Annotated in this window: 21 protein-coding genes; 10 read left to right on the plus strand and 11 right to left on the minus strand. The window is 63.1% G+C overall.

What is annotated here, in order from left to right; translation table 11 throughout:
- The first annotated feature begins 39 nt into the window (after positions 1–39).
- Complete coding sequence (locus tag ACI5KX_RS01755; protein WP_406808958.1) at positions 40–816, plus strand: ParA family protein; 777 nt, start codon at positions 40–42, stop codon at positions 814–816.
- Complete coding sequence (locus ACI5KX_RS01760; RefSeq protein WP_406808959.1) at positions 813–1,787, plus strand: ParB/RepB/Spo0J family partition protein; 975 nt, start codon at positions 813–815, stop codon at positions 1,785–1,787. Before ACI5KX_RS01755 ends, ACI5KX_RS01760 begins: the two co-directional genes overlap by 4 nt.
- Before the next feature lie 71 nt (positions 1,788–1,858).
- Here ACI5KX_RS01760 and ACI5KX_RS01765 read toward each other — a convergent pair whose 3' ends face one another.
- Together ACI5KX_RS01765 and ACI5KX_RS01770 are read right to left on the minus strand one after the other, a co-directional pair.
- Complete coding sequence (locus ACI5KX_RS01765; RefSeq protein WP_406808960.1) at positions 1,859–2,776, minus strand: glycine zipper 2TM domain-containing protein; 918 nt, start codon at positions 2,774–2,776, stop codon at positions 1,859–1,861.
- Between the two features lie 157 nt (positions 2,777–2,933).
- Positions 2,934–3,431 (minus strand): GAF domain-containing protein, encoded by a 498-nt coding sequence (locus ACI5KX_RS01770; RefSeq protein ID WP_406808961.1) that lies wholly within the window; start codon positions 3,429–3,431, stop codon positions 2,934–2,936.
- Positions 3,432–3,506: 75 nt separating this feature from the next.
- On the opposite strand from ACI5KX_RS01770, the gene ACI5KX_RS01775 reads away from it, so the two are divergent.
- Positions 3,507–4,988, plus strand: a complete 1,482-nt coding sequence (locus ACI5KX_RS01775; RefSeq protein ID WP_406808962.1) for a PQQ-dependent sugar dehydrogenase — start codon at positions 3,507–3,509, stop codon at positions 4,986–4,988.
- Positions 4,989–4,997: 9 nt separating this feature from the next.
- Here the strand turns inward: ACI5KX_RS01775 and ACI5KX_RS01780 are convergent, their stop codons facing one another.
- Both ACI5KX_RS01780 and ACI5KX_RS01785 read right to left on the minus strand, forming a co-directional pair.
- On the minus strand, positions 4,998–5,822 hold the full coding sequence (locus ACI5KX_RS01780) for a DUF815 domain-containing protein (RefSeq protein ID WP_406808963.1): 825 nt from the start codon (positions 5,820–5,822) through the stop codon (positions 4,998–5,000).
- Positions 5,823–5,833: 11 nt separating this feature from the next.
- Complete coding sequence (locus tag ACI5KX_RS01785) at positions 5,834–7,576, minus strand: acyl-CoA dehydrogenase (RefSeq protein ID WP_406808964.1); 1,743 nt, start codon at positions 7,574–7,576, stop codon at positions 5,834–5,836.
- Positions 7,577–7,668: 92 nt separating this feature from the next.
- On the opposite strand from ACI5KX_RS01785, the gene ACI5KX_RS01790 reads away from it, so the two are divergent.
- Positions 7,669–8,622: an L-threonylcarbamoyladenylate synthase gene (locus ACI5KX_RS01790; protein ID WP_406808965.1), complete on the plus strand. Its 954-nt coding sequence runs from the start codon at positions 7,669–7,671 to the stop codon at positions 8,620–8,622.
- On the opposite strand, the gene ACI5KX_RS01795 is transcribed toward ACI5KX_RS01790, so the two are convergent.
- The 3 genes from ACI5KX_RS01795 to ACI5KX_RS01805 all read right to left on the minus strand — a co-directional run bounded on the left by ACI5KX_RS01795 (position 8,619) and on the right by ACI5KX_RS01805 (position 10,493).
- Positions 8,619–8,951, minus strand: a complete 333-nt coding sequence (locus ACI5KX_RS01795; RefSeq protein WP_406808966.1) for a hypothetical protein — start codon at positions 8,949–8,951, stop codon at positions 8,619–8,621. The two genes, ACI5KX_RS01790 and ACI5KX_RS01795, sit on opposite strands and share 4 nt — an antisense overlap.
- A 68-nt stretch (positions 8,952–9,019) precedes the next feature.
- Positions 9,020–9,787 (minus strand): head GIN domain-containing protein, encoded by a 768-nt coding sequence (locus ACI5KX_RS01800; protein ID WP_406808967.1) that lies wholly within the window; start codon positions 9,785–9,787, stop codon positions 9,020–9,022.
- Between the two features lie 169 nt (positions 9,788–9,956).
- Positions 9,957–10,493, minus strand: coding sequence for a CarD family transcriptional regulator (locus tag ACI5KX_RS01805; RefSeq protein ID WP_406808968.1), 537 nt, complete (start codon positions 10,491–10,493; stop codon positions 9,957–9,959).
- Between the two features lie 308 nt (positions 10,494–10,801).
- Here ACI5KX_RS01805 and ACI5KX_RS01810 point away from each other — a divergent pair, with 308 nt between their 5' ends.
- Positions 10,802–11,707: a tetratricopeptide repeat protein gene (locus tag ACI5KX_RS01810; protein WP_406808969.1), complete on the plus strand. Its 906-nt coding sequence runs from the start codon at positions 10,802–10,804 to the stop codon at positions 11,705–11,707.
- On the opposite strand, the gene fdxA is transcribed toward ACI5KX_RS01810, so the two are convergent.
- The 3 genes from fdxA to ACI5KX_RS01825 all read right to left on the minus strand — a co-directional run bounded on the left by fdxA (position 11,704) and on the right by ACI5KX_RS01825 (position 15,067).
- Entirely contained in the window at positions 11,704–12,042 is a 339-nt protein-coding gene (gene fdxA / locus ACI5KX_RS01815; protein ID WP_406808970.1) for a ferredoxin FdxA, read from the minus strand. The two genes, ACI5KX_RS01810 and fdxA, sit on opposite strands and share 4 nt — an antisense overlap.
- A gap of 110 nt (positions 12,043–12,152) precedes the next feature.
- A complete protein-coding gene (locus ACI5KX_RS01820; protein ID WP_406808971.1) occupies positions 12,153–12,443 on the minus strand; it encodes a S4 domain-containing protein in 291 nt (96 codons plus the stop codon).
- Positions 12,440–15,067: a helicase-related protein gene (locus ACI5KX_RS01825; RefSeq protein ID WP_406808972.1), complete on the minus strand. Its 2,628-nt coding sequence runs from the start codon at positions 15,065–15,067 to the stop codon at positions 12,440–12,442. Before ACI5KX_RS01825 ends, ACI5KX_RS01820 begins: the two co-directional genes overlap by 4 nt.
- Positions 15,068–15,259: 192 nt before the next feature.
- On the opposite strand from ACI5KX_RS01825, the gene ACI5KX_RS01830 reads away from it, so the two are divergent.
- Genes ACI5KX_RS01830 through ACI5KX_RS01850 form a run of 5 tightly spaced genes read left to right on the plus strand, consistent with a single transcriptional unit; the run spans position 15,260 to position 19,656 of the window.
- A complete protein-coding gene (locus ACI5KX_RS01830; protein ID WP_406808973.1) occupies positions 15,260–16,939 on the plus strand; it encodes a M23 family metallopeptidase in 1,680 nt (559 codons plus the stop codon).
- A 46-nt stretch (positions 16,940–16,985) separates the two neighbouring features.
- Positions 16,986–17,981 (plus strand): porphobilinogen synthase, encoded by a 996-nt coding sequence (gene hemB, locus ACI5KX_RS01835; protein WP_406808974.1) that lies wholly within the window; start codon positions 16,986–16,988, stop codon positions 17,979–17,981.
- Positions 17,974–18,543: a GNAT family N-acetyltransferase gene (locus tag ACI5KX_RS01840; RefSeq protein WP_406808975.1), complete on the plus strand. Its 570-nt coding sequence runs from the start codon at positions 17,974–17,976 to the stop codon at positions 18,541–18,543. Before hemB ends, ACI5KX_RS01840 begins: the two co-directional genes overlap by 8 nt.
- Positions 18,536–19,108: a GNAT family N-acetyltransferase gene (locus tag ACI5KX_RS01845; RefSeq protein WP_406808976.1), complete on the plus strand. Its 573-nt coding sequence runs from the start codon at positions 18,536–18,538 to the stop codon at positions 19,106–19,108. The genes ACI5KX_RS01840 and ACI5KX_RS01845 overlap by 8 nt, the downstream gene beginning before the upstream one ends.
- Positions 19,075–19,656 (plus strand): gamma carbonic anhydrase family protein, encoded by a 582-nt coding sequence (locus ACI5KX_RS01850; RefSeq protein WP_406808977.1) that lies wholly within the window; start codon positions 19,075–19,077, stop codon positions 19,654–19,656. The genes ACI5KX_RS01845 and ACI5KX_RS01850 overlap by 34 nt, the downstream gene beginning before the upstream one ends.
- Before the next feature lie 185 nt (positions 19,657–19,841).
- Here ACI5KX_RS01850 and ACI5KX_RS01855 read toward each other — a convergent pair whose 3' ends face one another.
- Complete coding sequence (locus tag ACI5KX_RS01855; RefSeq protein ID WP_406808978.1) at positions 19,842–21,437, minus strand: cisplatin damage response ATP-dependent DNA ligase; 1,596 nt, start codon at positions 21,435–21,437, stop codon at positions 19,842–19,844.
- Positions 21,438–21,446 lie beyond the last annotated feature (9 nt).

Here is a 21,446-nt window from a genome sequence, read left to right on the forward strand (position 1 = left end):
GAAATCGGTGCAGGAAGGACCCTCAGAGGTGAGAAACCCATGCTGACGATAGCCATAGCGAACCAGAAGGGTGGGGTGGGGAAAACCACGACCGCGATCAACATGGCCACCGCGATGGCGGCGACGGGGTGGCGGACCTTGCTTATCGACCTCGATCCGCAGGGCAATGCCTCCACAGGTATGGGAGTGAACGCGGCGGCGCGGGGCCTCTCCAGCTACGATCTTCTGGTGGATGAGATCCCGCTTTCGGAGACAGTCGTCAGCACAAGCATTCCCGGGCTGGACATCGTTCCGGCGACCCAGGACCTTAGCGGTGCGGAAGTCGAACTCGTCTCGGTCGAGGAACGCACTGCACGGCTCCGTCAGGCTCTCGACAATCACAGCGGTCACGATGTGTGCTTTATCGACTGCCCGCCCTCGCTTGGCCTGCTCACGCTCAATGCCCTGTGTGCGGCGGATACGTTGCTGGTGCCACTGCAGTGCGAATTTTTCGCGCTCGAAGGGCTTAGTCAGCTCTTGCAGACGGTCGAACGGGTCCAGCAGCGCTTCAACCCGTCGCTCGGCATCATCGGAGTCGCGCTGACGATGTACGATCGCCGGAACCGCCTGACCGATCAGGTGTCGGACGATGTCCGCGATTGCTTGGGGAATCTGGTGTTCGAAACCGTCATTCCCCGCAATGTCCGGCTTTCGGAAGCGCCGAGCCACGGCCTTCCGGCGTTGGTATATGATCATTCCTGCACCGGAAGCCGCGCCTATATCGCCCTTGCGCGCGAGCTGATCGGGCGTTTCCCGCCTGAGAGGCAGGCCGCATGACCAACAATAGCGATCCAATCCGCTTTTCCGTCCCCCAGCGCGGGCCGGATGACAAGAAGAAGCGCTTGGGCAAAGGGCTTGGCGCTCTTCTTGGGGAGACACGGCGAGAAGAACCGCTCGTGAGGGATGCTGTTTCGGGTGACGCGGACGCCGCAGCGCCTGAAAGCGATTCACCACTCAAAACGATCGCGGTCGCTTCGATTTCTCCGCTTCCCGGCAATCCGCGCAAGCATTTCGACGAGGAGGCGCTCGAAGAGCTTGCCGCCTCGATTGCGAAGCGTGGAGTGATCCAGCCGATTATCGTCCGTCCGCGCGGGAACGGGCAATATCAGCTTGTCGCGGGTGAGCGTCGCTGGCGGGCCGCACAGAAGGCGCGCCTGCACGATATCCCTGCTTTGGTGCGCGAGCTCGAGGACCGCGAGGTCATGGCGCTTGCGCTGATCGAGAACCTCCAGCGCGAAGACCTCAATCCGGTCGAGGAGGCGCGGGCATATCAGAGGCTCGCCGACGATGAGGGCATGACCCAGGCGGAAATCGCCCGCATGGTCGAAAAGTCACGCAGCCATGTCGCGAACTTCCAGCGCCTTCTGAACCTTCCCGAAGCCGTGCTCGATCTGGTCGAATCCGGGAAGCTCTCGATGGGCCACGCCCGTGCGCTGATCGGACAGGACGATGCCGCCGACCTCGCCGAGCGCGCGGTCAACGACAACCTTTCGGTTCGCGAAATCGAGAAGCTCGTCCGCCAGATGGCTCGGTCGGTCAATCCGCAGGGCAGGTCGGTCAAATCGCGCGGCGATACGGCCGCCGATGCCGACATCGCCGCAGTCCAGCGCCATCTCGAGGAATTCCTGGGGTTGCCCGTCCGGATCAAGGCCGATGCCGATCCGCGAACCGGCTCGATCTCGATCCGATACAAATCGCTCGATCAGCTCGACCTGGTATGCCAACGCCTAACCGGCGGTGACTTCTAAAACACTGATTTAGAGTTATTTGTGGTCACACAAGTTGCGCGGCGCAACTTTCCTCTTAGGGGGTAAATGCGCTATTGCTGCTTGATCGATTTCACCGGGCGAGGGCTAGGGGGTGCCTGCTTTATCATCTTCGGTGACGGAGCGGGTACGCGCTCCTCGATCATACGCGCGGCCCCTGGTACCTCATACGTTTCTTCGCGCACGGTCTCCCGAACCACCACTCGCTGCTGCTGTTCGTAACGAACGGGCACATAGACGACTTGCGGCGGTTGTGCGCAGGCGCAGCCGTAGGCTGGTGCATAGCCATAGTAGCCCTGGTGCGCGTAGGCCGGGTATCCATATGCGGAATAATGTGGCGCAGCGATTGTCCTGCTCGCGAGGCGAACCGGGCCCCGACCATATTGGGCCAGGTAGCCGTCGAGCGCGGCTTCGCAATCATACCGGTCGTCCTTTTTGCCGCCGCCAATGAGCCCGCCGAGCAGCAATCCCCCGAGACCGCCTGTTCCTGCGCCGATCAACGTGCCGGCCAGACGATCACCGTCACCGGCGACACGGTTGCCGATTATGCCGCCGGCGACAGCGCCAAGCAGGCTGCCGATGATCCCGCCCTTCTCCTTTTCGCTACGGCCACTGGTGCGGCGGTTGCATTCGTCGATCCACTGCTCTCGTTCGAGCACGGCGGCCCCGGAGGCATAGGGAACGGGAGCATAGCTTGCCGGAGTCTCGTAGGTGGAGGTGGCTGGACCCGAGGTTTCGATCCGCCGCGTACGGACGATAGTCTCGACACCGTCAGCGCCCTTCGTCGTCTCGGTCGACTCGGTCACCTGCACCGGGGCTGATTGCATGTCCGCAGGGAGCTCGCGGACGTCTTCAGTGCCCATCGGATCAATGACATATTGCTGAGCGTAGGCGGGATGGGCCAGCGAAACGACCCCGGCGACCAGACCCAAGCTGGTCGCAGCACGGAAACGAGAGCGGTTGAACGGCATGTAAACCCCCAATGCGATACGCCGGGGCACGCGAATCGCGCCTGCCGACAGTTGCAGTTAGCCAAATGTTTACCACTCGGCACTGCTCGCGCCCAAGCAGGCCGCTACTGCTGTCTCGTTTCGGGGCGATTGTCTCGCATCGGCGCCTTTGGCCCGGTTAGATCCGAGCCGAGAGCAATCGGGCGAGTTTTTCCAGTCCCGAAGCGTCCTTATTCGTGAACCGCGCTGGCTCTGGACTATCGAGATCAATCACCGCAATGGTTTCCCCATCGCGAACCACAGGCACAACAAGCTCCGAACGGCTGGCCGCATCGCACGCTATGTGTCCGGGAAAGGCATGGACGTCTTCCACCAGCTGGGTTTCCCGTGTCGAAGCCGCCACACCGCAGACTCCCTGGCCCAGGGGGATGCGGATGCAGGCCGGACGGCCAACGAACGGACCCAGCACCAGCTCGTCAGCACCTGAAGCAGACTTCCCCATGCGGTAGAATCCGGCCCAATTGAGCCCGGGAAGGAACTCCCAAATGAGAGCGGCGACATTCGCCATGTTCGCCACCGGGTCGGGTTCCCCCGCCGTCAGCGCATCCGCCGCATCGCTCAGCTGACGATAGCGTTCTGCCGTGTCGAGACCGGGATCGGGCTTGAAATCGTACATTCTTGTCCTCTTTGACCGGCGTATCGCGGCGTTCGCCTGTTGCCGCAAGCCGAATGCGGCAGTAATCCCGCCTACATGGCTATTCTTCGCAAACTCGCAATCACCCTTGTCGTCCTGATCGCGGTGCTCGGCATCGCATTCTATTTCCTGTCGCGCGGCGATACGGCCGATTTGACTGTCGAAGAAGTCGCCGGGACCGATCCCACGCTGCAGGAACCCGAGGCGGAGAGCTTCCCCACCGTGCAGATCGCCAAGCCGGTCGGCTGGAATGAGGGCGAACAGCCCGAAGCTGCCGAGGGCTTGGCCGTCAACCGGTTCGCCGAAGGTCTCGAGCACCCTCGCGTGCTTTATGCCCTGCCGAACGGTGATGTTCTGGTAACCCTCACCCGCGCCCCGAAGACCGAGGACAGCGGAGAAGGCGGAATCCTGGACACGATCCGTGGATGGGTGGCGTCCTATCTGTTCTCCGAAGCCGGCGCCGCGGGCGAGTCACCCAACCAGATCGTGCTGCTGCGCGATTCCGACGGCGATGGCGTTGCCGAAACGCGGAAGGTCATCCGCGAGGAGGGTCTCGATTCGCCTTCTGGCCTGAGCTGGAACGATGGCACACTCTATGTGGCAAACCACGATGCGGTGCTGGCCTTCGATTACGAGCTCGGCAGCGACGATGTGACCGGCGAACCGCGCAAACTCATGGATTTACCGCCCGGTGGCGGCCACTGGATGCGCAATATGGAAATCCATCCTGATGGTGACCGCCTGTTCGTCGCTGTCGGCTCTGTAAGCAATATCGGCGAGCAGGGGATGGACGTCGAGGAGGGCCGCGCGATGATCTGGGAATACGATCTCACCACAGATCGCCAACGCCAGTTTGCCGCAGGCCTGCGCAATCCGAACGGTTTCGATTTCAGCCCCTGGTCGGGAGAACTATGGGCCACCGTGAACGAACGCGACATGCTCGGGTCGGACCTGGTGCCGGACTATCTCACCAATGTCCCGGTCGGCGCTCAATATGGCTGGCCTTGGGTCTACTATAAGAACAACATCGATCGCCGGGTAGAGGCACCGATGCCGGCCTATCTGATGGAATACACCCGTAATCCGGTCTACGCGCTGGGTCCGCATGTGGCCGCACTCGGCCTTGTGTTCACCAAGGAAGGCCACCGCATGGGCCCCGAATTCGGCAGCGGGGCTTTCATCGCGCGCCACGGTTCGTGGAACCGCAAGCCCCCTTCGGGCTATGATGTGGTCTATGTCGGTTTCGACGAACGCGGCAACCCGATCGGCAAGCCTGTTCCGTTGCTCACCGGCTTCCTCAATGCGGACGGTACGACCAAGGGGCGTCCGACCTGGGTCGAATGGGCAGGTGATGGTTCCCTGCTGGTCTCGGACGACACGGCCGGCATCATCTGGCGCGCGGTCGCCCCCGATGCGGAACCGGGAGCCGGGATCGAACGGATAAGCGGCAATTCGCTTCCACCGCAACGCGAGCTGCGCGATCCGCGAGCGATATTCGAAGAGGATTACCTCCGCCGTCAGGCCGGGCAGAGCCAATAAATTGCCGACTTAAAGGGGTTTTTCTGCTCGCCCCGCGAGTTCCACTGCGAACTGGTGTGCGCTGCGTCCTGAGCGGTTTCCGCGCTCGATAGCCCATGCAAGTGCCTCATCCTCGTCGAACTCAAGTCCGGCGGGATCGGTGTAGGCGCGCACAATCTCGAGATAGGTATTCCGATCGCAAGGATGGAAGCCGAGCGCCAGTCCGAAGCGATCGGCCAGCGCGAGCGCATTGTCCCGTTCGTCGCGCTCGTGCAGCGCTTCGCTTTCGTGCTCGTTGCGCGCGACGATGGCGCGCCGATTGGAAGTGACCGCAAGCCGGACATGCGGTGGCCGGGCGACGAGCCCTCCATCGAGGAGGCTCCGCAATCCTAGCACCGCCTGCGCTTCACCCGCGCCGAAGCCGAGATCGTCAACGAAGAGCAGGCACGCGCTCTCTTGTTCTGCAAGAGCTTCCAGCAAGGCGGGCATCCCCGACAAAGCGTCGGCTGTGATCTGGATCAGGGTAAGGCTGCCCGATTTGTCCTGTTGGACCTCGGACACAACCGAACGGACCAAAGCCGACTTGCCCATTCCGCGCGCACCCCAAAGCAGCATGTCGTGAGCCGCATGGCCGTGTGCCAAGCGACGGATGTTCTCCAACACTGCCGCTTTCTGCGCGTGGATTCCGCGAAGAGTCCCGAGAGGGAGGGCGTCGATGCGATCCAACGGTCGCGCGCTGCCGCCGTTCCAGACGAAACCCGGAGCGGACGACCAGTCGACCGAAGAAACCGCAGGCGGAGAAATCCGCTCAAGCGCTTCGGCGATGCGCCTGAGAGTGTCGTCCGCCTCGCCCATTATCGGCGCTTCTAGCCCGCGAGCTTTTCATTCGGGAGCGTGTAAAGCAAATCGGCTCCGGCGGTTGCGCTCGCCTTGAGACCAAGCGCCTCTGGCACGATCCTGTCGAGGAAGAACCGAACGGTAACGGGCTTGGTCTCCGCCAGCGCCGGTGCAGCGCCGGTCGCCACAGCCTCGGCCTGCTTCTTCAGTTGCCACCCGGCGACAGCAACCGCAGCCATGGTGCAGAACGGCACGCTGCCGGCGAGCCGGTCGTCGAGACTTGCTTCATCACGCATCCACCGCGCGATTTCCGCGCAAGTCCGCGAAAGCTCGGCAAGTTGCGTTTCGCCCGAGGCGTCGCGTGCAATTTCCTCGAACAGGCCGATCATCGCCTCGCCGCCTTCCAGCCCGAGCTTGCGGGTGACGAGATCGGCGGCCTGGATTCCGTTGGTGCCTTCGTAGATCGGAGCGATCTTCGAATCGCGCCAGTGCTGCGCCGCGCCGGTCTCTTCGACGAACCCCATCCCGCCATGTACCTGGATCCCGATCCCTGCGACCTCGACGCCGATATCCGTGCCCCAGGCTTTCACCATGGGTACCAAGATCTCGGCACGGATCTTCGCTTCGGTGTCGCCCACCGTGCCGCGATCGACCCGTCCGGCGCAGTAATAGAGCAGCGCGCGGCAGCCTTCGGTCAATGCCTTCATCCGCAGGACCATGCGGCGTACGTCCGGGTGCTCGATAATCGCCACCGGGGTCTTGTCAGGCGACCCGGCGCGGGCGGACTGCACCCGGTCGATCGCATAGTGCAGCGCCTGCTGTGTCGCACGTTCGCCGATCTGCACGCCCTGGTTGCCGACATTGATGCGCGCATTGTTCATCATCGTGAACATCGCCATCAGCCCGCGGTTGGGCTCACCGACGATCTCGCCAATGCATTCGCCGTTATCGCCATAGCTCATGACGCAGGTCGGCGACGCGTTGATCCCCAACTTGTGCTCGAGACTGACGCAGCGAAGATCGTTCTTCGGCCCGAGCGAACCGTCGTCGTTCACGTGGTACTTGGGCACCACGAACAGCGAAATTCCTCGCGAACCTTCCGGCGCGTCGGGCAGCCGCGCGAGAACGAGGTGGATTATGTTCTCCGAAAGCTCGTGCTCACCCCAGGTGATGTAGATCTTCTGGCCGGTGATCCGGTATTTGCCAGCGTGAGGGCCATCCTCGATCGGAACCGCCGTCGAGCGCAGCGCGCCTACGTCGGACCCTGCGGCCGGCTCGGTCAGGTTCATCGTTCCCGACCATTTGCCGCTGACGAGATCGGGAAGATATCGGGCCTGCTGATCCTTGCTGCCGTGGTGTTCGAGCGCTTCGATCGCGCCGACCGAGAGCATCGGCAAGAGGTTGAAGGCCATGTTCGCCGCGCCGAGGTTCTCGAGCACGTTGCAGGCGAGCGTAAAGGGCAGGCCTTGTCCGCCGAACTCTTCCGGCGAAGCTATCGCGTTCCAGCCCTGCTCCACATAGGCGTCGTAGGCTTCCTTGAATCCCTCGGGCAGGCGCACCACGCCGTTTTCCAGCTTTGCTCCTTCGAGATCTCCGATGCGGTTCAGGGGTGCGAACTCGCCAGCCGCGAATTGCCCGACGCCTTCGACGATAGCTTCCACCAGATCGGCCTCCGCATGAGCGAACTTTTCGGTGTGCGCGAGCTCCTCGATCCCGGCGTTCACGCGGATGGCAAGAAGTTGGTCCTGAGTCGGCGGGGTATAGGGTGTCACGGGCGTTGATCGTCCTGTTGGTGTGGGCGCGAGCGGGGCGGAAAGGCGCGTTTTGCTTGGCAGCGCCTGTGAGAGAATATAGCGACCATCCAATGAGCGACAAGGACGTTACGGAAGTGCTGCCGCCTGATGCCGAAGGCATTGCGCAAGCCGCGCGAATCCTCGGGGCCGGCGGGCTCGTCGCGATTCCCACCGAGACGGTCTACGGCCTCGCTGCGCGGGCGGACAGCGCCGAGGCGGTGGCGAAAATCTATGCCGCAAAAGGTCGCCCCGACTTCAACCCGCTGATCGTGCATGTGCGAGATCTCGACCAGGCGAAACAGATCGCGCGATTCGACGATCGCGCGACCGACCTGGCCGAGCGGTTCTGGCCCGGTCCGCTGACACTGGTGCTGCCGTTGCTCGATGGTGCGAAGGTGGCTGGCGCCGTGACGGCAGGCTTGCCGACTATTGCTCTGCGCCAGCCTTCACACCGGGTGATGCGGGCAGTGCTCGAACAGACCGGCGTTCCGCTGGCGGCACCATCGGCGAACGTCAGCGAGGACATCAGCCCGACCCGGCCCGAGCATGTGCTCGCCTCCTTCGGTGACGCCGCTCCGCCAGTGCTGGACGGGGGGCAAAGCCAAAAGGGGTTGGAGTCCACCATCGTCGCCTTGCGCGAAGACGGCAGCTGGTCGCTGCTGCGTCCCGGCCCAGTGACCAAGGAAACACTCGAGCGTTTGCTCGGCGGCGAACGGCAGGTCGCCGATGCCGGTATCGAAGCGCCGGGCCAGCTGACCCGGCACTATTCCCCCGGCAAGCCCTTGAGGCTGAGCGCCACGGAAGTTGCGCCAGACGAGTTTTTCATCGGTTTCGGTGACGTCACCGGTGACTGCAATCTGTCAGAAGCAGGCGATCTTAACGAGGCTGCGGCGCGGCTCTATGATTGCCTGCATCGCGGTGCCGCGTCGGACAAGCCGCGTATAGCGGTTGCGCCGATCCCCTATGGCGAGGTCGGCCGGGCGATCAACGACAGGTTGCGGCGCGCCTCGGCTGGGGCTGGCTAGTTGCCTTCAGGTTCGGCTGGAATCGTCGGTAGGATCGCCTGGATATCGCGGTAGGTCAGCTGCGCGTCGTTGCAGGACTTGCGGATACCATCCTGGCATTCGCGCAGCTCCCTGGCGTAGCGGCGTTCCAGCTTGCCAAGTTCTTCTTCGCGCTTGCGAATTTCGCGCCCGCGCTTTTCGTCGGCTTCGGACTGGCTGGTCGTCGCAAGATCGACCGCTTTGCTGCCCGCGCGGACGGGCGCCGTCACGACGTCGGCCGCCGTGCCGACGATGCATCCGGAAAGCGAAACGCCCGCCGAAGCGAGCGCCAAAATGGAAAGAGCGCGCATGGCTGGCACCATGCGCGCTCCTCAATGGAATGCAAGGCCGGAAACGACCACCTGTCGGACCGGCGGGGTCAGGTCTCGTCGGTCAGCACAGCCTCGGCTTCCTCGTCTGCGGGCTCATCCCCATCTGAGGATGTCGGATTGCAGGTGAGCGTGCCCGATCCGAAAGCGCTCACGCTGCATTTCGCATTGCCGTTGACAACCACGTCGCCTGCGCCGGCGATGGTCGCTTCGACTTCGCCATCCGAAGCGAATTCGACATTGCCTGCTCCGCCGATCGAGATTTCGGCCTTATCGGCCTTGAGGCCCGCCATTTCGACATCGCCAGCGCCGCCAATAGAGATTTCCAGGCGCTCGACTGTACCTGCGCCTTTTACGGAGCCCGAGCCACCGATTGCGATTTCAAGCGATTCCCCGGCAATCTCTTCGATAGAGATCGAACCCGAGCCGCCAATGGCGAGTTCGGAATTCGACGCGACGGTTGCCGCTTCAACCGTTCCGGAACCCGCGATCGTAATGCTTTTGGGGGCAGGCATGGTTACGCGCACGACGGGTTTGTCGTCCCTGAAGTCGATATCGGGATCGCGCGTCACGCCGAAAGTGTCGTTATCGAGCACGAAACGCAGCGCATCCTCGTCATCGCCTTCGACCTCGATATCGAGCGTATCGCCTTCGGTCAGGATCACCGAGGCACTGGCCGCGACAACCAGCTCGGTAGGTGCGGCACCGCTCGTATCGAGCTCGCTGAGCGGGACACCCTTCTCGCCGTTGATCGTCAGGTCGACATTACCGCAACCGGATAGCCCGGCACCCATCGCAAGCGCGGCGAGGGGCGCCAAACCTTTCAAGAGCCGCTGAATCATCTGTATCTCTCCACCTTGTGTGATTGCAGTCCCGCTAAGCGTATTGGCGATATAATACACCAATTCGCCATGCGCAAGCAGTGTCGCGAATCAAAAAGGGCCGCCCGGAAGGGCAGCCCTCGATGATTGTCAGCCGGCGCGAGACTTATTTGTCGTCGTCGTCATTGTCGTAGTATTGCGGAGCGTGCTCGCGCAGGACTTCGAGAATCTTCTCGAGCGCCGTTGCCTCGTCGGTCTCTTCCATTGCCGCGAGTTCGCGGGCGAGACGGCTGGAGGCCGCTTCGAAGATCTGCCGTTCGGAATAGCTCTGTTCGGGCTGGTCGTCCGGACGGAACAGGTCGCGGGTCACTTCGGCGATGAGGACGATCTCACCCGAATTGATCTTCGCTTCGTATTCCTGCGCGCGGCGCGACCACATGGTGCGCTTGACCTTGGGCTTGCCCTTGAGCGTGTCCATCGCCTCTTTCAGCGTCTTGTCCGAGGACAGCTTGCGCATGCCGATCGATTCGACCTTGTTGACGGGCACGCGCAGCGTCATGCGCTCTTTCTCGAACCGCAGGACGTAGAGCTCCAGCTGCATGCCAGCGATCTCTTCGTTCTGGAGTTCGATCACACGGCCCACGCCGTGCTTCGGGTAAACAACATAATCTCCGACAGTAAAGGCGGGCGCATTGCTTGCCATGCGTATTCCTTTCTTGGGGCCTACCAGCAAGGGCGACAGAAGACGACTGGGCTGGCGACGTTGCCGCTCGAGAGAGACAGGCAAACGCCGTTAAAATACCGTCCGAACCTCTGTTTGCTGGTATGTGGCCTTTCTGGTTCTACCTTCCGGCGCCGGGACCAGCCGACGCGGTTGGTTCATTATATAACATAATCGCAACAATATTGCGAGTCTGATTGATTCTTGCCTATTCCGGTTGCCATTCGCACAAAGGTAAGGCGGACCCTTGGAAGGATTCCATGCTCGATCTGTTTCTTTTTCCAGCACTTATGCAGCTATCGACTGTTCCTGCAGAATTCTACGAGCAGGAGTATTCCGGAGATACGCAGGCCGCCATCTCCGATCACGCCAACGAAGATGCGAAGGCCCTGACCGTGGCCCTCGAACGGCTTGGTGAGCAAGGGGATGCGAGTGCCTACGAGGCATTGGGCGAAATCTACAGCGGGGGAGCCTTCGGAGTGAAACGCGATCCCGTGCGCGGTTGCGACTATTTTGAGCTGGTCGGCGCGCGCCGCGCGGATGCGCTGCACAATCTCGCAACCTGTTACTACAGCGGAAACGGCCGTCGGCAGGATCTCGCCAAGGCCCGCGAGTTCTACGTCCAGGCAGCCGAGGCCGGCTGGCGCATGTCTTTCTGTGCCTATGGCAACATGCTCGTACGCGGGGAGGGTGGCCCCGTTGATGCGGAGGAAGGCATCCACCTGTGCCGGATGACGGCGGTGCTGGGCGATGCCGATGCCCAGACCGATTACGGCACCTATTTGCTGACCGGGAACGGGGTCGAACGCGATCCGGTGGCGGCGCGTTTCATGCTCGAGCAGGCCGCCGCGCAGCAACAGCGCAACGCAGCATTTCTGCTCGGCCAGATCCACACGAAAGGCGACGGAACGCCGACCGACCACCGGCTTGCCGCCGACTGGTTTGTGCAAGCCTATGAATGGGGTCGCTCGGATGCAGCACTGGAAGCGGCCAGGAGCTTCCTGCGCCGCGGATACATCGAGAATGACGATGGGAGCGCGACCGTCAAACCCGAGCTGCTCGGCGATGCTCTCGAGTGGAGCCGAATTGCTCTATCTGCTGAAGCGAATGGCTCCGAGCGGCAGGAGCAAGCCGTTGAACTTGAAAAACTGCTAATCCGACTGATCGATGCAGCCGAGGGAACCACCGGCGGTTAGTCGCCCTCGCCGGGTTCGGCGCTGAAATACTTCTCGAACTTGCCTTCTTCGCCCTTGTGATCGTCGGCGTCGGGCAGCGGCTCTTTCTGGCTCGTGATATTCGGCCATTCGGCTGAGAACTTGGTGTTGAGTTCGAGCCATTTCTCGAGCCCGTCTTCGGTGTCGGGCAGGATCGCCTCCGCCGGACATTCGGGCTCGCACACCCCGCAATCGATGCACTCGCTGGGGTTGATCACCAGCATGTTCTCGCCTTCGTAGAAGCAATCGACCGGACACACTTCGACGCAGTCGGTGTATTTGCATTTGATGCAGTCATCGGTGACGACGTAAGTCATGTACAGCTTGCTTTCGGATTGCGGCAATGGATGGCGGGTGGTGCTATGGCGATTTCACCGCGAGGGTCAAGGCCCACATTTGTGACAGCGCCCTGCGAACAAAGGGTTCATCAGAAACGCGTCAGCTCCCGGTAGAACGTCGTCGCGAGGGCCGGAGAGGCGCGTCGTTCGGGCAGGCCCATCACTTCGATTATCTTGACCTCTCCTGCGTGAACCAAGGTGAGCACATCGCCGATGGCGACGCTCTCGCTCACTCGCTGGACATGCTGCCGGTTGCGGCGCAGCGTGCCGCTTTCGATCATCGTCCGGGCAGCCGAGCGGGTGCGAGCAAAGCGCAGGTAAACGAGCAGCCGATCGATCCGGATTGTCTCCGTGCCGGCGGCTTGCCCGATATCGGTCATCCGCCAAGCAGGTCTGCCAGCCCGTCGAACGCTCCTCCCGAACGCGCCGGCTCCGTATCGCCTCGGAGCCGTGACTTCCGTGGCCCACCCTTTCGCTTGGAATCGCGCTTGCCCTTGGGACCCTTTCCGCGCCGCGCATCCGGCTTTCGCGCCTGGCGTTCGGGGTTTCCGGGGCGGCGCGGGCGCCAGGTCCAGCTGTCGGGTGCAGGCGGTCCATGCGCACCTTCTTCCAGCGTCCGCCCTCGCTGGACCTTGAACCCCGCACTGCCGAGCAGGCGGCGTGCATTGTCCTCTTCCAGACCGATCGACACCGGAAGCGCAAGATCGAGCCGGAAGCGCGGATGCTTCTGCTGCGAGGTTGTGCCGGTCGCTTTCGCCCGTGCCTCGAATGCAGCGCGCAGGATCTTCTCGGCGAGATCGACCCGGATCAGCTGCGTTCCTGCGGGCCGGTAGCCCGCGGGGATCGCCTTGGCCTCGGCGATAACGGGCAGCATCGCTTCCTGCAGCGGCCTCCGGTCGAGACCGAGGGCATGCAGCAACTGCCGCGCGGCGGGCTTCAGCAGGTCGCGCGCGAAAACGTCGAGCGCGCCGAATGTCACACCGAGCTTGCGCAGGAATGGGCGCATTTCCTTGGGCAGGTGCTGGAGCCCGGCATTCTCGCGGGCGACGACGCCGCGCGCTTCGATCAGCGTGATCAACAGCGCGCGCGCCTCCGAACCCGCCTCGGGATCACGCGCGGCTTCCGCGAGCTTGCGCAATGGGGCAAGCGGTTCAAGCTTGGCTTGCAGCCATTCGAGCAGCCCGGATTCGAGTTTCGCACGTGCCTGATCGGGCATCATCGTGATTTCCCGCGCCAGCGTCAGGCGCGGTGCCGCGAAGTCGTCGGGCATGTCGATCGCCGCCAGCGGGCGATCATTCCAGCGTATCGACCCGCCCGCGATTTCAAGTTCGCCCAGCCCTTCGGTGAGCAACCAGTCCGCGCGCTGGGCGAGCAGGCCGGGCAGCGCCTTCTCACCAGCCGCCAGCAGCATCTTGCGATCGGCGGCGGTGGCATCGGGGTCGACCACGAACAGGAAGCCGTCGAGACGGCCTATCGGTTCGTCTTCGACGGTGAGGCGTCCGTCGGGTTCCAGATTTACGGGTAGTGCGCTGGCATCCTGTCCAAGCGATTTCATCAAGATAGTCGTCCTTCGGTTGACGAAGCGTTCGGTGAGCCGAGCGTGCAGCGCATCGGAAAGCTTCGCTTCGACCGCGCGCGCCCGCGCGGCCATTTCGTCGCGCGCCAGCACCCAGTCGGGCCGCTGGCAGATATAGGCCCAGGAACGGATCGCGGCTATCCTTCCCTGAAGCGTGTCGATGTCGCCCCCCGTGCGATCGAGTTCGGCGATCCGCGCGGCGACGAAATCCGCCCCGAGATAGCCTTCGCTCAGGTCCTGCCACAGCCTTGCGACGAAGCGGGCATGCGGATCGACGCCCACTTGCCGAAAGTCGGGAAGCGAGCACGCTTCCCAGAAACGGCGGACAAGCCCGGCGCCGCGGACCGTTTGGGCGATGGGATCATCGGCAAGGCGCTTGAGCACTGCGAGATCGATCGCTTCGGGCGCGCGGCGCAACATCTCGTGGTCGGGTGCACTCTCTAGATCTGCGATAAGCGCGCCAAGGCTCGCGAAACGCGGTTCGGCCTCGCGCCAGTAGAGATGGGTGAGGGGCGCGAAACGGTGTTCCTCGATCGCGTAGATTTCTTCGTCGGTAAACTCGAGCGGGGCACCCGTCCTGCTTCCACCGCCGGTCAGCGTCCCGAATGTCCCGTCGCGCTGGTGCCGCCCGGCGCGCCCGGCAATCTGGGCCATTTCCGCCGGAGTGAGCCGCCGCTTGCGGCTTCCGTCGAACTTCGACAGCGCGGCGAAGGCGACGTGATTGAGATCGAGGTTGAGACCCATGCCGATAGCATCGGTGGCGACGATGTAATCGACTTCACCGTTCTGGAACAATTCCACCTGCTTATTGCGCGTTTCCGGTGAAAGCGCGCCCATCACCACTGCCGCTCCGCCGCGAAAGCGCCGCAGTGCCTCGGCCATTGCGTAGACTTGCTCGACCGAAAAGGCGACGACCGCGCTACGCGGCGGCAGGCGGGAAAGCTTGCATGATCCGGCATGGCTCAGCGTCGAGAAGCGCGGGCGCTCGACCATTTCTGCCCCGGGAATCAGCTTCTTCACGATCGGCTCCAGCGTCGCCGAGCCGAGGATCATCGTCTCTTCGCGGCCGCGGGCATTGAGTAGCCGATCGGTGAAGATATGGCCGCGCTCCGGGTCGGCACCGATCTGGGCTTCGTCGACGGCGACAAAGGCGTGCCCGCCGCCCAGCCGGTCCATCGCCTCGGCGGTGCAGCAGAAATAGCGCGCGTCTTTCGGCTCGATCCGCTCCTCGCCGGTGATCAGCGCAACCGCCTTGTCGCCCTTGATCGCACGCACCCGGTCGTAGACCTCGCGCGCCAGCAAGCGCAGCGGGAAGCCCATCATCCCGCTCGAATGGCCGCACATCCGTTCGATCGCGAGATGCGTCTTGCCGGTATTGGTCGGGCCGAGCACCGCCCGCACAGTCGAATTGCTCGAAGATCGGTTCACGTTCCGGCTTGTGTCAGTCTTGGCCGAAGGGAGCAATGGGACGTTTGGAAACGCCCGCCTATTTGCGCACAACCACTCATCGCAGCGCAGACTCGTTTGGTCGCTGCTTAAGTGCGTATTTACTTTGTTCGTCCATCAATTTCGGCCAATAACCGCTTGGGAGTGGCCCGCCGAGGGCCTCGCTAGGACGCAATGTTGGATCACGCGCGCACCGGTCCGGATGGAATCACGGTCGAGGACTACTCCTCGCCCTACGATGCCCCTGCGCCATCGCCCCATGACAGAGATAGCCGTGAGCCCGTCGATACAGGCAGCCGGGCCACGGTGATTTCCCGCGTGAGCGGCATTGGCGAGCGTTACGACGAATGGAAGCTTGCCGCCGGGAACTGGTTCAACGGACTGGACCTTGCACCAGACCTTGCCGACAACATCGGCAGTCGTCGCTGGTTTCGCGGACTCGGCACAATGGTGGCGCTGGGGGCCGTGGCGCTCGCCTTCTGGCCCGACCTGGCCCCGCTCGAAGCGCGGGTCTCGATGCCGCAAGGCCAAGAAATCCGCGACGAGTTCCGCAGCCAGATGATCATGCCGCTGGCTTACGGCGCGGACAGCGGGCGCCGCATGGGACCGACCGCCGAGGTAATCCCGCTCGCCAGTGCGCCCGAGCGCCCGCAGATCGAATTTCTGGCGACCCTCGCTCCCGGTGACAGTTTCGCCAGCATGCTCCGCCGCGCCGGCGTTTCCTCCGGAGATATCGGGCAGGTCAGCGCGCTGATCGGCCAGGCCATGCCGCTCGCCGAGATCGAACCGGGCACGCAGATAGACATCGTGCTGGGCCGCCGGCCGGCAGAAGGTGCGCCGCGGCCGCTCGATGCCCTGAAGTTTCGCGCGCGTTTCGACCTCGAGCTCGAGATCGCGCGTCAAGGCGGCGATCCGGCAGCAGGGCAAGGCGGAATGCTTGCGCTGCAGCGCAATGTGATCCGGGTCGATGACACTCCGCTGCGCGTGCGCGGGCAGGTAGGGGGCAGCCTGTACCGTTCGATGCGCGCGGCAGGCGTCCCGGTCAGCGCCGTGCAGGACTACATCAAGGCGCTCGACAACCAGATCGACATGGATCGCCAGGTCCGCTCGTCCGACGAATTCGACATCATCATCGCCTACCGACGCGCAGCCACCGGAGAGCGCCAGGCGGGGCAATTGCTTTATGCCGGGATCGATCGTGGTGGTCAGCCCAAGACCCAGCTTATGCGCTGGGGCGAGGATGGCACTTTCTATGAAGCCTCGGGTGTCGGAGAGCAGCGCAACGGCCTTGTCGCTCCAGTACCGGGCCGGATCTCGTCGAACTTCGGAATGCGTCGCCACCCGATCCTCGGATACCGGAGAATGCATTCGGGCATGGATTTCAGCGCCCGGCGCGGGACGCCCATCGTCGCGGTAACCGACGGTACCGTGGCCGGGGCGGGCCGGATGGGAGGCTGCGGTATTGCCGTGCGCCTCAATCACGGAAACGGTCTTTCGACCCGATACTGCCATATGAGCCGGATGGCGGTCAGCCGCGGCCAGCAGGTGCGGCGCGGGCAGGTGATCGGCTATGTTGGCTCCACCGGACTGTCGACCGGGCCTCATCTTCACTACGAAATGTACCGCAACGGACGAGCGATCAATCCGGCCACTGTCAGGTTCGTGACCCGGGCGCAGTTGTCGGGAACCGAGCTGATCGACTTCAAGCGGCAACTGATCAGGCTGAAGGATATCGAAGTCGGCGCCGCGCTCGAAGACCTCGAAAAGCTGCCAAGCGAAAGCGAGGAACCGGTGCGTGAAATCGAAAAGATCGATCTGGCCCGCCGTCTCAAGCCCGGCCGCAACGGACCGTAACGCTTGCGATTGCAGCCGTGCGCGATTTGCGGCTAAACCTGCGACCATGACGGGACATTATCCAAATACGCGCCTGCGCCGCACGCGCGCCAGCGGGTGGAGCCGGGCGCTTCACCGCGAGAACCGCCTTGCACCGACAGACCTGATCTGGCCTCTGTTCGTGACCGAAGGCCAAGGGGTCGAGGAGCCGGTGGCAACACTGCCCGGCGTCTCGCGCTGGTCGGTCGACGGGATCGCGAAGCGCGCCAAAGAGGCCGTCGATCTCGGCATCCCGGTGATTGCGCTGTTCCCGAACACGCCCAGCGACAAGCGCAGCGACGACGGGGGCGAAGCGCACAATCCCGACAACCTGATGTGCCGCGCGATCAAGGCGATCAAGAATGCCTGCGGAGAGGATATCGGCGTGCTGACCGACGTCGCGCTCGATCCCTATACCAGCCACGGGCAGGACGGCCTGCTCGACGCGAACGGCTATGTGACCAATGACGAGACCGTCGCGGCGTTGGTCGACCAGGCGATCAACCAGGCCGAGGCCGGCGCGAACATCATCGCCCCTTCGGACATGATGGACGGCCGCATCCAGGCGATCCGCATGGCGCTCGAAATGGGCAATCATCACAACGTCCAGATCATGAGTTACGCTGCGAAGTATGCGAGCGCGTTCTACGGCCCGTTCCGCGACGCGGTCGGTTCGGGCGGGTTGCTCAAGGGCGACAAGAAGACCTACCAGATGGACCCGGCCAATGGAGACGAGGCCCTTCGCGAAGTGGAATTCGACATCGCCGAAGGCGCGGACAGCGTGATGGTAAAGCCGGGGCTCGCCTATCTCGACATCATCTATCGGGTGAAAGAGCGTTTCAGCGTGCCGGTCTTCGCCTATCAGGTGAGCGGCGAATACGCGATGATCGAAGCCGCACAGGCCGCCGGGATCGGCGATCGCGACGCGCTGCTGATGGAAAAGCTGATCGCCTTCAAACGCGCCGGATGTTCGGGAGTTCTGACCTATCACGCGCCGGTCGCCGCGCGCTTGCTCAATGGCTGAGGCGGACACCCGCTTCCGGCACGAGACCGAACGCCTGATCCTGCGCGACTGGCAAGACGAGGATTGGACGAGGTTTTGGGACGGCACCAACACGCCCGCGGTGATGCGCTGGCTCGGCGGGGTGTGCGACGGGGACAAACGCCAGGCCGCGCAGGACCGCCTGCTTTCCTACGAGCGAGAACATGGCCACACCTTCTGGTGCGTCGAACGCAAAGAGGATGGTGCGATCCTGGGATTTTGCGGACTGAAGCGCTGCAACCAGAAAGGCGGCCCGATCGGCATGATGGAAGTCGGCTGGCGGCTCCGCGAGGATGCCTGGGGCAAAGGCTACGCCAAGGAGGCCGCAATCGCCTCGCTCGATCTGGCGTTCGATCGCTTCGGCGCGGATGAAGTCATCGCGTTGACTGTCGAGGGCAACACGCCGAGCTGGGGATTGATGATACGGCTTGGAATGGAGCGGCGCGAAGACCTCGACTTCCCTAACGACGATTTCGATCCGGAGAGCGGCACGATCATCGTCTATTCGATAGACCGCGGCGACTGGGCTCTGCTCAATGGCTGACCTCGTACTCGAAACCGAACGGCTGGTGCTGCGCAAAATCGACGAGACCGACGCTGCGCTGCAGGACAATATCCTCAACACCCCGACCGTCATGGCGCATCTCGGCGGCGTGAAGGAGCTGCACGAAATCGAAGCCAAGCACGCCAAGGCGATGGCGAGCTTTGCCAAGGAAGGCTTCGGCTTCATGATGATGATCGAGAAAGCGAGCGGCGATCTCGTCGGCCATTGCGGCATGAAGCGCGTCGAAAACCCGCTTGCGCCCAATATCGGCGATCACGAGATCGGCTGGCTGGTTCGCGAAGACCGCTGGCGGCGCGGCTATGCGCACGAGGCGATGGTCGGCGTGATCGACTGGGCGTTCGGTCCGATCGGCGCGCCCCATGTCGTCGCGCTCACCTGCGAGGCGAATGTCGGCAGCTGGAAGCTTATGGAAAAGCTCGGCATGGAACGCCGCACCGACCTCGATTTCATCGATCCCGGATTTCCCGAAGAACAGAATCCGACGATCCAGTACTCGCTCACCAAGGAGCAATGGGAGACACGCAAATGTACCGCCCCGGAGTGAACATCATCCCGATCCACGGCAAGACGCCGCATATTCACGAGACCGCTTTCGTCGCCCCCGGCTGCACCCTCATCGGAGATGTCGAAATCGGGGCGGAAAGCTCGGTGTGGTACAATTGCGTGCTGCGCGCGGATGTCAGCCGGATCGTGATCGGCGAACGCACCAATATCCAGGACGGCACCGTGTGCCACTGCGACCCGCCGCGTCCGGGTGACGAGGAGGGCTCTCCACTCATCATCGGCGACGACGTGCTGGTCGGTCACATGGCGATGCTGCACGGCTGCACGATCAAGGATCGCGGCTTTGTCGGCCTCGGCGCGATCGCGATGAACAAGGCGGTGATCGGTCACGACGCCATGCTGGCGGCTGGCGCGATGCTGACCGAAGGCAAGGTGATGGACGACCGCATGCTGTGGGCCGGTCGCCCGGCAAAGCCGATGAAAGAACTATCCGACGCGGCGATCGCCGGAATGCGGACGGGTGTCGCGCACTACACCGAAAACGCCAAGCATCACGCGGTCGCGGTGTTCGAATGCGGGTTGAAGTGAGCCGCTTGCGAAGGTGACGAAGTTGACACCGTGTCACCCGCCGGAATCTTAAATTTTGTTCGCTAAATCAAGATTTTATCCTGAAATAACAAAGTTGACACTTTGCAGAATTGATTTTGTGTCAGGATGCGGTTTTCAAAGAGCCGCGACGATATTGACGCGGCTCGGGCGAGTAGGAAAGCGCTTCAATCCCGCACCAGCGCGCGAAGACTCTCGATCCGGTCCGCTTCGTGCACCGGTTTGTCCCAGCGGATGCGGTGGATGCGCGGGAAGCGCATGGCTAGGCCGCTCTTGTGGCGCTTCGACGTGTGCACGCTGTCGAAGGCGACTTCGAACACCAGCGTGCGCTCGACTTCGCGCACCGGGCCGAAGCGGTCGCGCGTGGTTTGCCGCACCAGCCGGTCGAGCTTTTTCAGCTCGGCATCGGTGAAGCCCGAATAGGCCTTGCCGACCGGCAGCAGGTCGGCGCCTTCATCCGGGTCGCCGTCCCAGCAGCCGAAAGTGTAGTCCGAATAGAAGCTCGAGCGCTTGCCCGAGCCGCGTTGCGCGTACATGAGCACCGCATCGATCAGCAGCGGATCGCGCTTCCATTTGTACCACAAGCCGACCTTGCGCCCGGCGATATAGGCGCTGTCGCGGCGCTTGAGCATCAACCCTTCGATCGCATCGTCGCGCGCGCCTTCGCGGATTGTCGCGAGGTGATCGAAATCGCGCGCTTCGACGATTGAGGAGATGTCGAAATGGCTGTCGGGCAGTTTCGCCATCAGCTTTTCGAGCCGTGCGCGGCGACGGTGCCAGGCTCGCTCGCGCAGGTCCTCGCCTTCGACGATCAGCGCATCATATAGGCGCACGAAGGCGGGCGACTCAGTCAGCATCTTCTTGCTCACGGTCTTGCGACCGAGCCGTTGCTGGAGCGCGTTGAAGCTCGCAGCGCCCCCTTCCTCGCCACCTTGCGCATTTCCGCGCACCAGCAATTCACCGTCCAGCACCGCGTCGAGCGGCAGGACATCGAGCAATTCGGGGAACGTCGCAGAAATATCGTCGCCCGAGCGTGAGTAGAGCCGGGTTTCCCCCGCCACGCGCACCAATTGCACTCGGATCCCGTCCCATTTCCATTCGGCCGCGTAGTCGTCGAGATCGACCACCGTGTCTTCCAGCGGATGCGCCAGCATGAACGGACGGAAACGCGGCGTGTTGGAAACATCGGGTGGGTCCGCCCCATCGGCAGCCCATGCGAACAGCTCCGGGTAGGGCGCTTCCAGCGCATGCCAGTATTCCTCGACCTCTTCGACCGCGACATCGAACGCCTGCGCAAAAGCGGTCTTGGCGAGCCGGGCAGAGACACCGATCCGCATTCCGCCCGTCGCCAGCTTGATCAGCGCGAAGCGGCCATTGGCGTCGAGCCGGTCGAGCAGTTTCGGCAGCTCTTTCGGAGCGGTGGTGCGGTTGAGCCCGGAAAGGAACTCGACCACCTTCGAAACGCTCGGCACGTCTCCCTCGACGGTGTCCGGCTCGGGCCAAAGCAGGCTTGCGGTCTCGGCTGTATCGCCGACGAAATCGCGGCTCAAAGACCACAGCACCGGATCGACCCGCTCCTTCATCAGGTTGCGGATAGTCGAGGCTTTGACTGCCGGGAAATCGAGTTCGCCGGTCAGCGCAGCGAGCGCCCAGCCGCGGTCGGGATCGGGCGTCTCGCGCAGATACTCGGCGATCAGCGCCAGCTTGCGATTGCGGCTGGTGGTGTAGACCAGCGTGTCGAGGAGTTTGGCGAATTCCTCCATCACCCGTCT

It is taken from the genome of Erythrobacter sp. GH1-10 (assembly GCF_045363165.1).
In the GTDB taxonomy this organism is placed as follows: Bacteria; Pseudomonadota; Alphaproteobacteria; order Sphingomonadales; family Sphingomonadaceae; genus Erythrobacter.

What these genes read in the sequence shown, in the direction of transcription:
- ACI5KX_RS01755 (WP_406808958.1), top strand. Translation starts at nt 40, where the DNA reads ATGCTGACGATAGCCATAGCGAACCAGAAGGGTGGGGTGGGGAAAACC.
- ACI5KX_RS01760 (WP_406808959.1), top strand. Translation starts at nt 813, where the DNA reads ATGACCAACAATAGCGATCCAATCCGCTTTTCCGTCCCCCAGCGCGGG.
- ACI5KX_RS01765 (WP_406808960.1), bottom strand. Translation starts at nt 2,776, where the DNA reads ATGCCGTTCAACCGCTCTCGTTTCCGTGCTGCGACCAGCTTGGGTCTG.
- ACI5KX_RS01770 (WP_406808961.1), bottom strand. Translation starts at nt 3,431, where the DNA reads ATGTACGATTTCAAGCCCGATCCCGGTCTCGACACGGCAGAACGCTAT.
- ACI5KX_RS01775 (WP_406808962.1), top strand. Translation starts at nt 3,507, where the DNA reads ATGGCTATTCTTCGCAAACTCGCAATCACCCTTGTCGTCCTGATCGCG.
- ACI5KX_RS01780 (WP_406808963.1), bottom strand. Translation starts at nt 5,822, where the DNA reads ATGGGCGAGGCGGACGACACTCTCAGGCGCATCGCCGAAGCGCTTGAG.
- ACI5KX_RS01790 (WP_406808965.1), top strand. Translation starts at nt 7,669, where the DNA reads ATGAGCGACAAGGACGTTACGGAAGTGCTGCCGCCTGATGCCGAAGGC.
- ACI5KX_RS01795 (WP_406808966.1), bottom strand. Translation starts at nt 8,951, where the DNA reads ATGCGCGCTCTTTCCATTTTGGCGCTCGCTTCGGCGGGCGTTTCGCTT.
- ACI5KX_RS01805 (WP_406808968.1), bottom strand. Translation starts at nt 10,493, where the DNA reads ATGGCAAGCAATGCGCCCGCCTTTACTGTCGGAGATTATGTTGTTTAC.
- ACI5KX_RS01810 (WP_406808969.1), top strand. Translation starts at nt 10,802, where the DNA reads ATGCAGCTATCGACTGTTCCTGCAGAATTCTACGAGCAGGAGTATTCC.
- fdxA (WP_406808970.1), bottom strand. Translation starts at nt 12,042, where the DNA reads ATGACTTACGTCGTCACCGATGACTGCATCAAATGCAAATACACCGAC.
- ACI5KX_RS01820 (WP_406808971.1), bottom strand. Translation starts at nt 12,443, where the DNA reads ATGACCGATATCGGGCAAGCCGCCGGCACGGAGACAATCCGGATCGAT.
- ACI5KX_RS01830 (WP_406808973.1), top strand. Translation starts at nt 15,260, where the DNA reads ATGTTGGATCACGCGCGCACCGGTCCGGATGGAATCACGGTCGAGGAC.
- hemB (WP_406808974.1), top strand. Translation starts at nt 16,986, where the DNA reads ATGACGGGACATTATCCAAATACGCGCCTGCGCCGCACGCGCGCCAGC.
- ACI5KX_RS01840 (WP_406808975.1), top strand. Translation starts at nt 17,974, where the DNA reads ATGGCTGAGGCGGACACCCGCTTCCGGCACGAGACCGAACGCCTGATC.
- ACI5KX_RS01845 (WP_406808976.1), top strand. Translation starts at nt 18,536, where the DNA reads ATGGCTGACCTCGTACTCGAAACCGAACGGCTGGTGCTGCGCAAAATC.
- ACI5KX_RS01850 (WP_406808977.1), top strand. Translation starts at nt 19,075, where the DNA reads ATGGGAGACACGCAAATGTACCGCCCCGGAGTGAACATCATCCCGATC.
- ACI5KX_RS01855 (WP_406808978.1), bottom strand. Translation starts at nt 21,437, where the DNA reads ATGGAGGAATTCGCCAAACTCCTCGACACGCTGGTCTACACCACCAGC.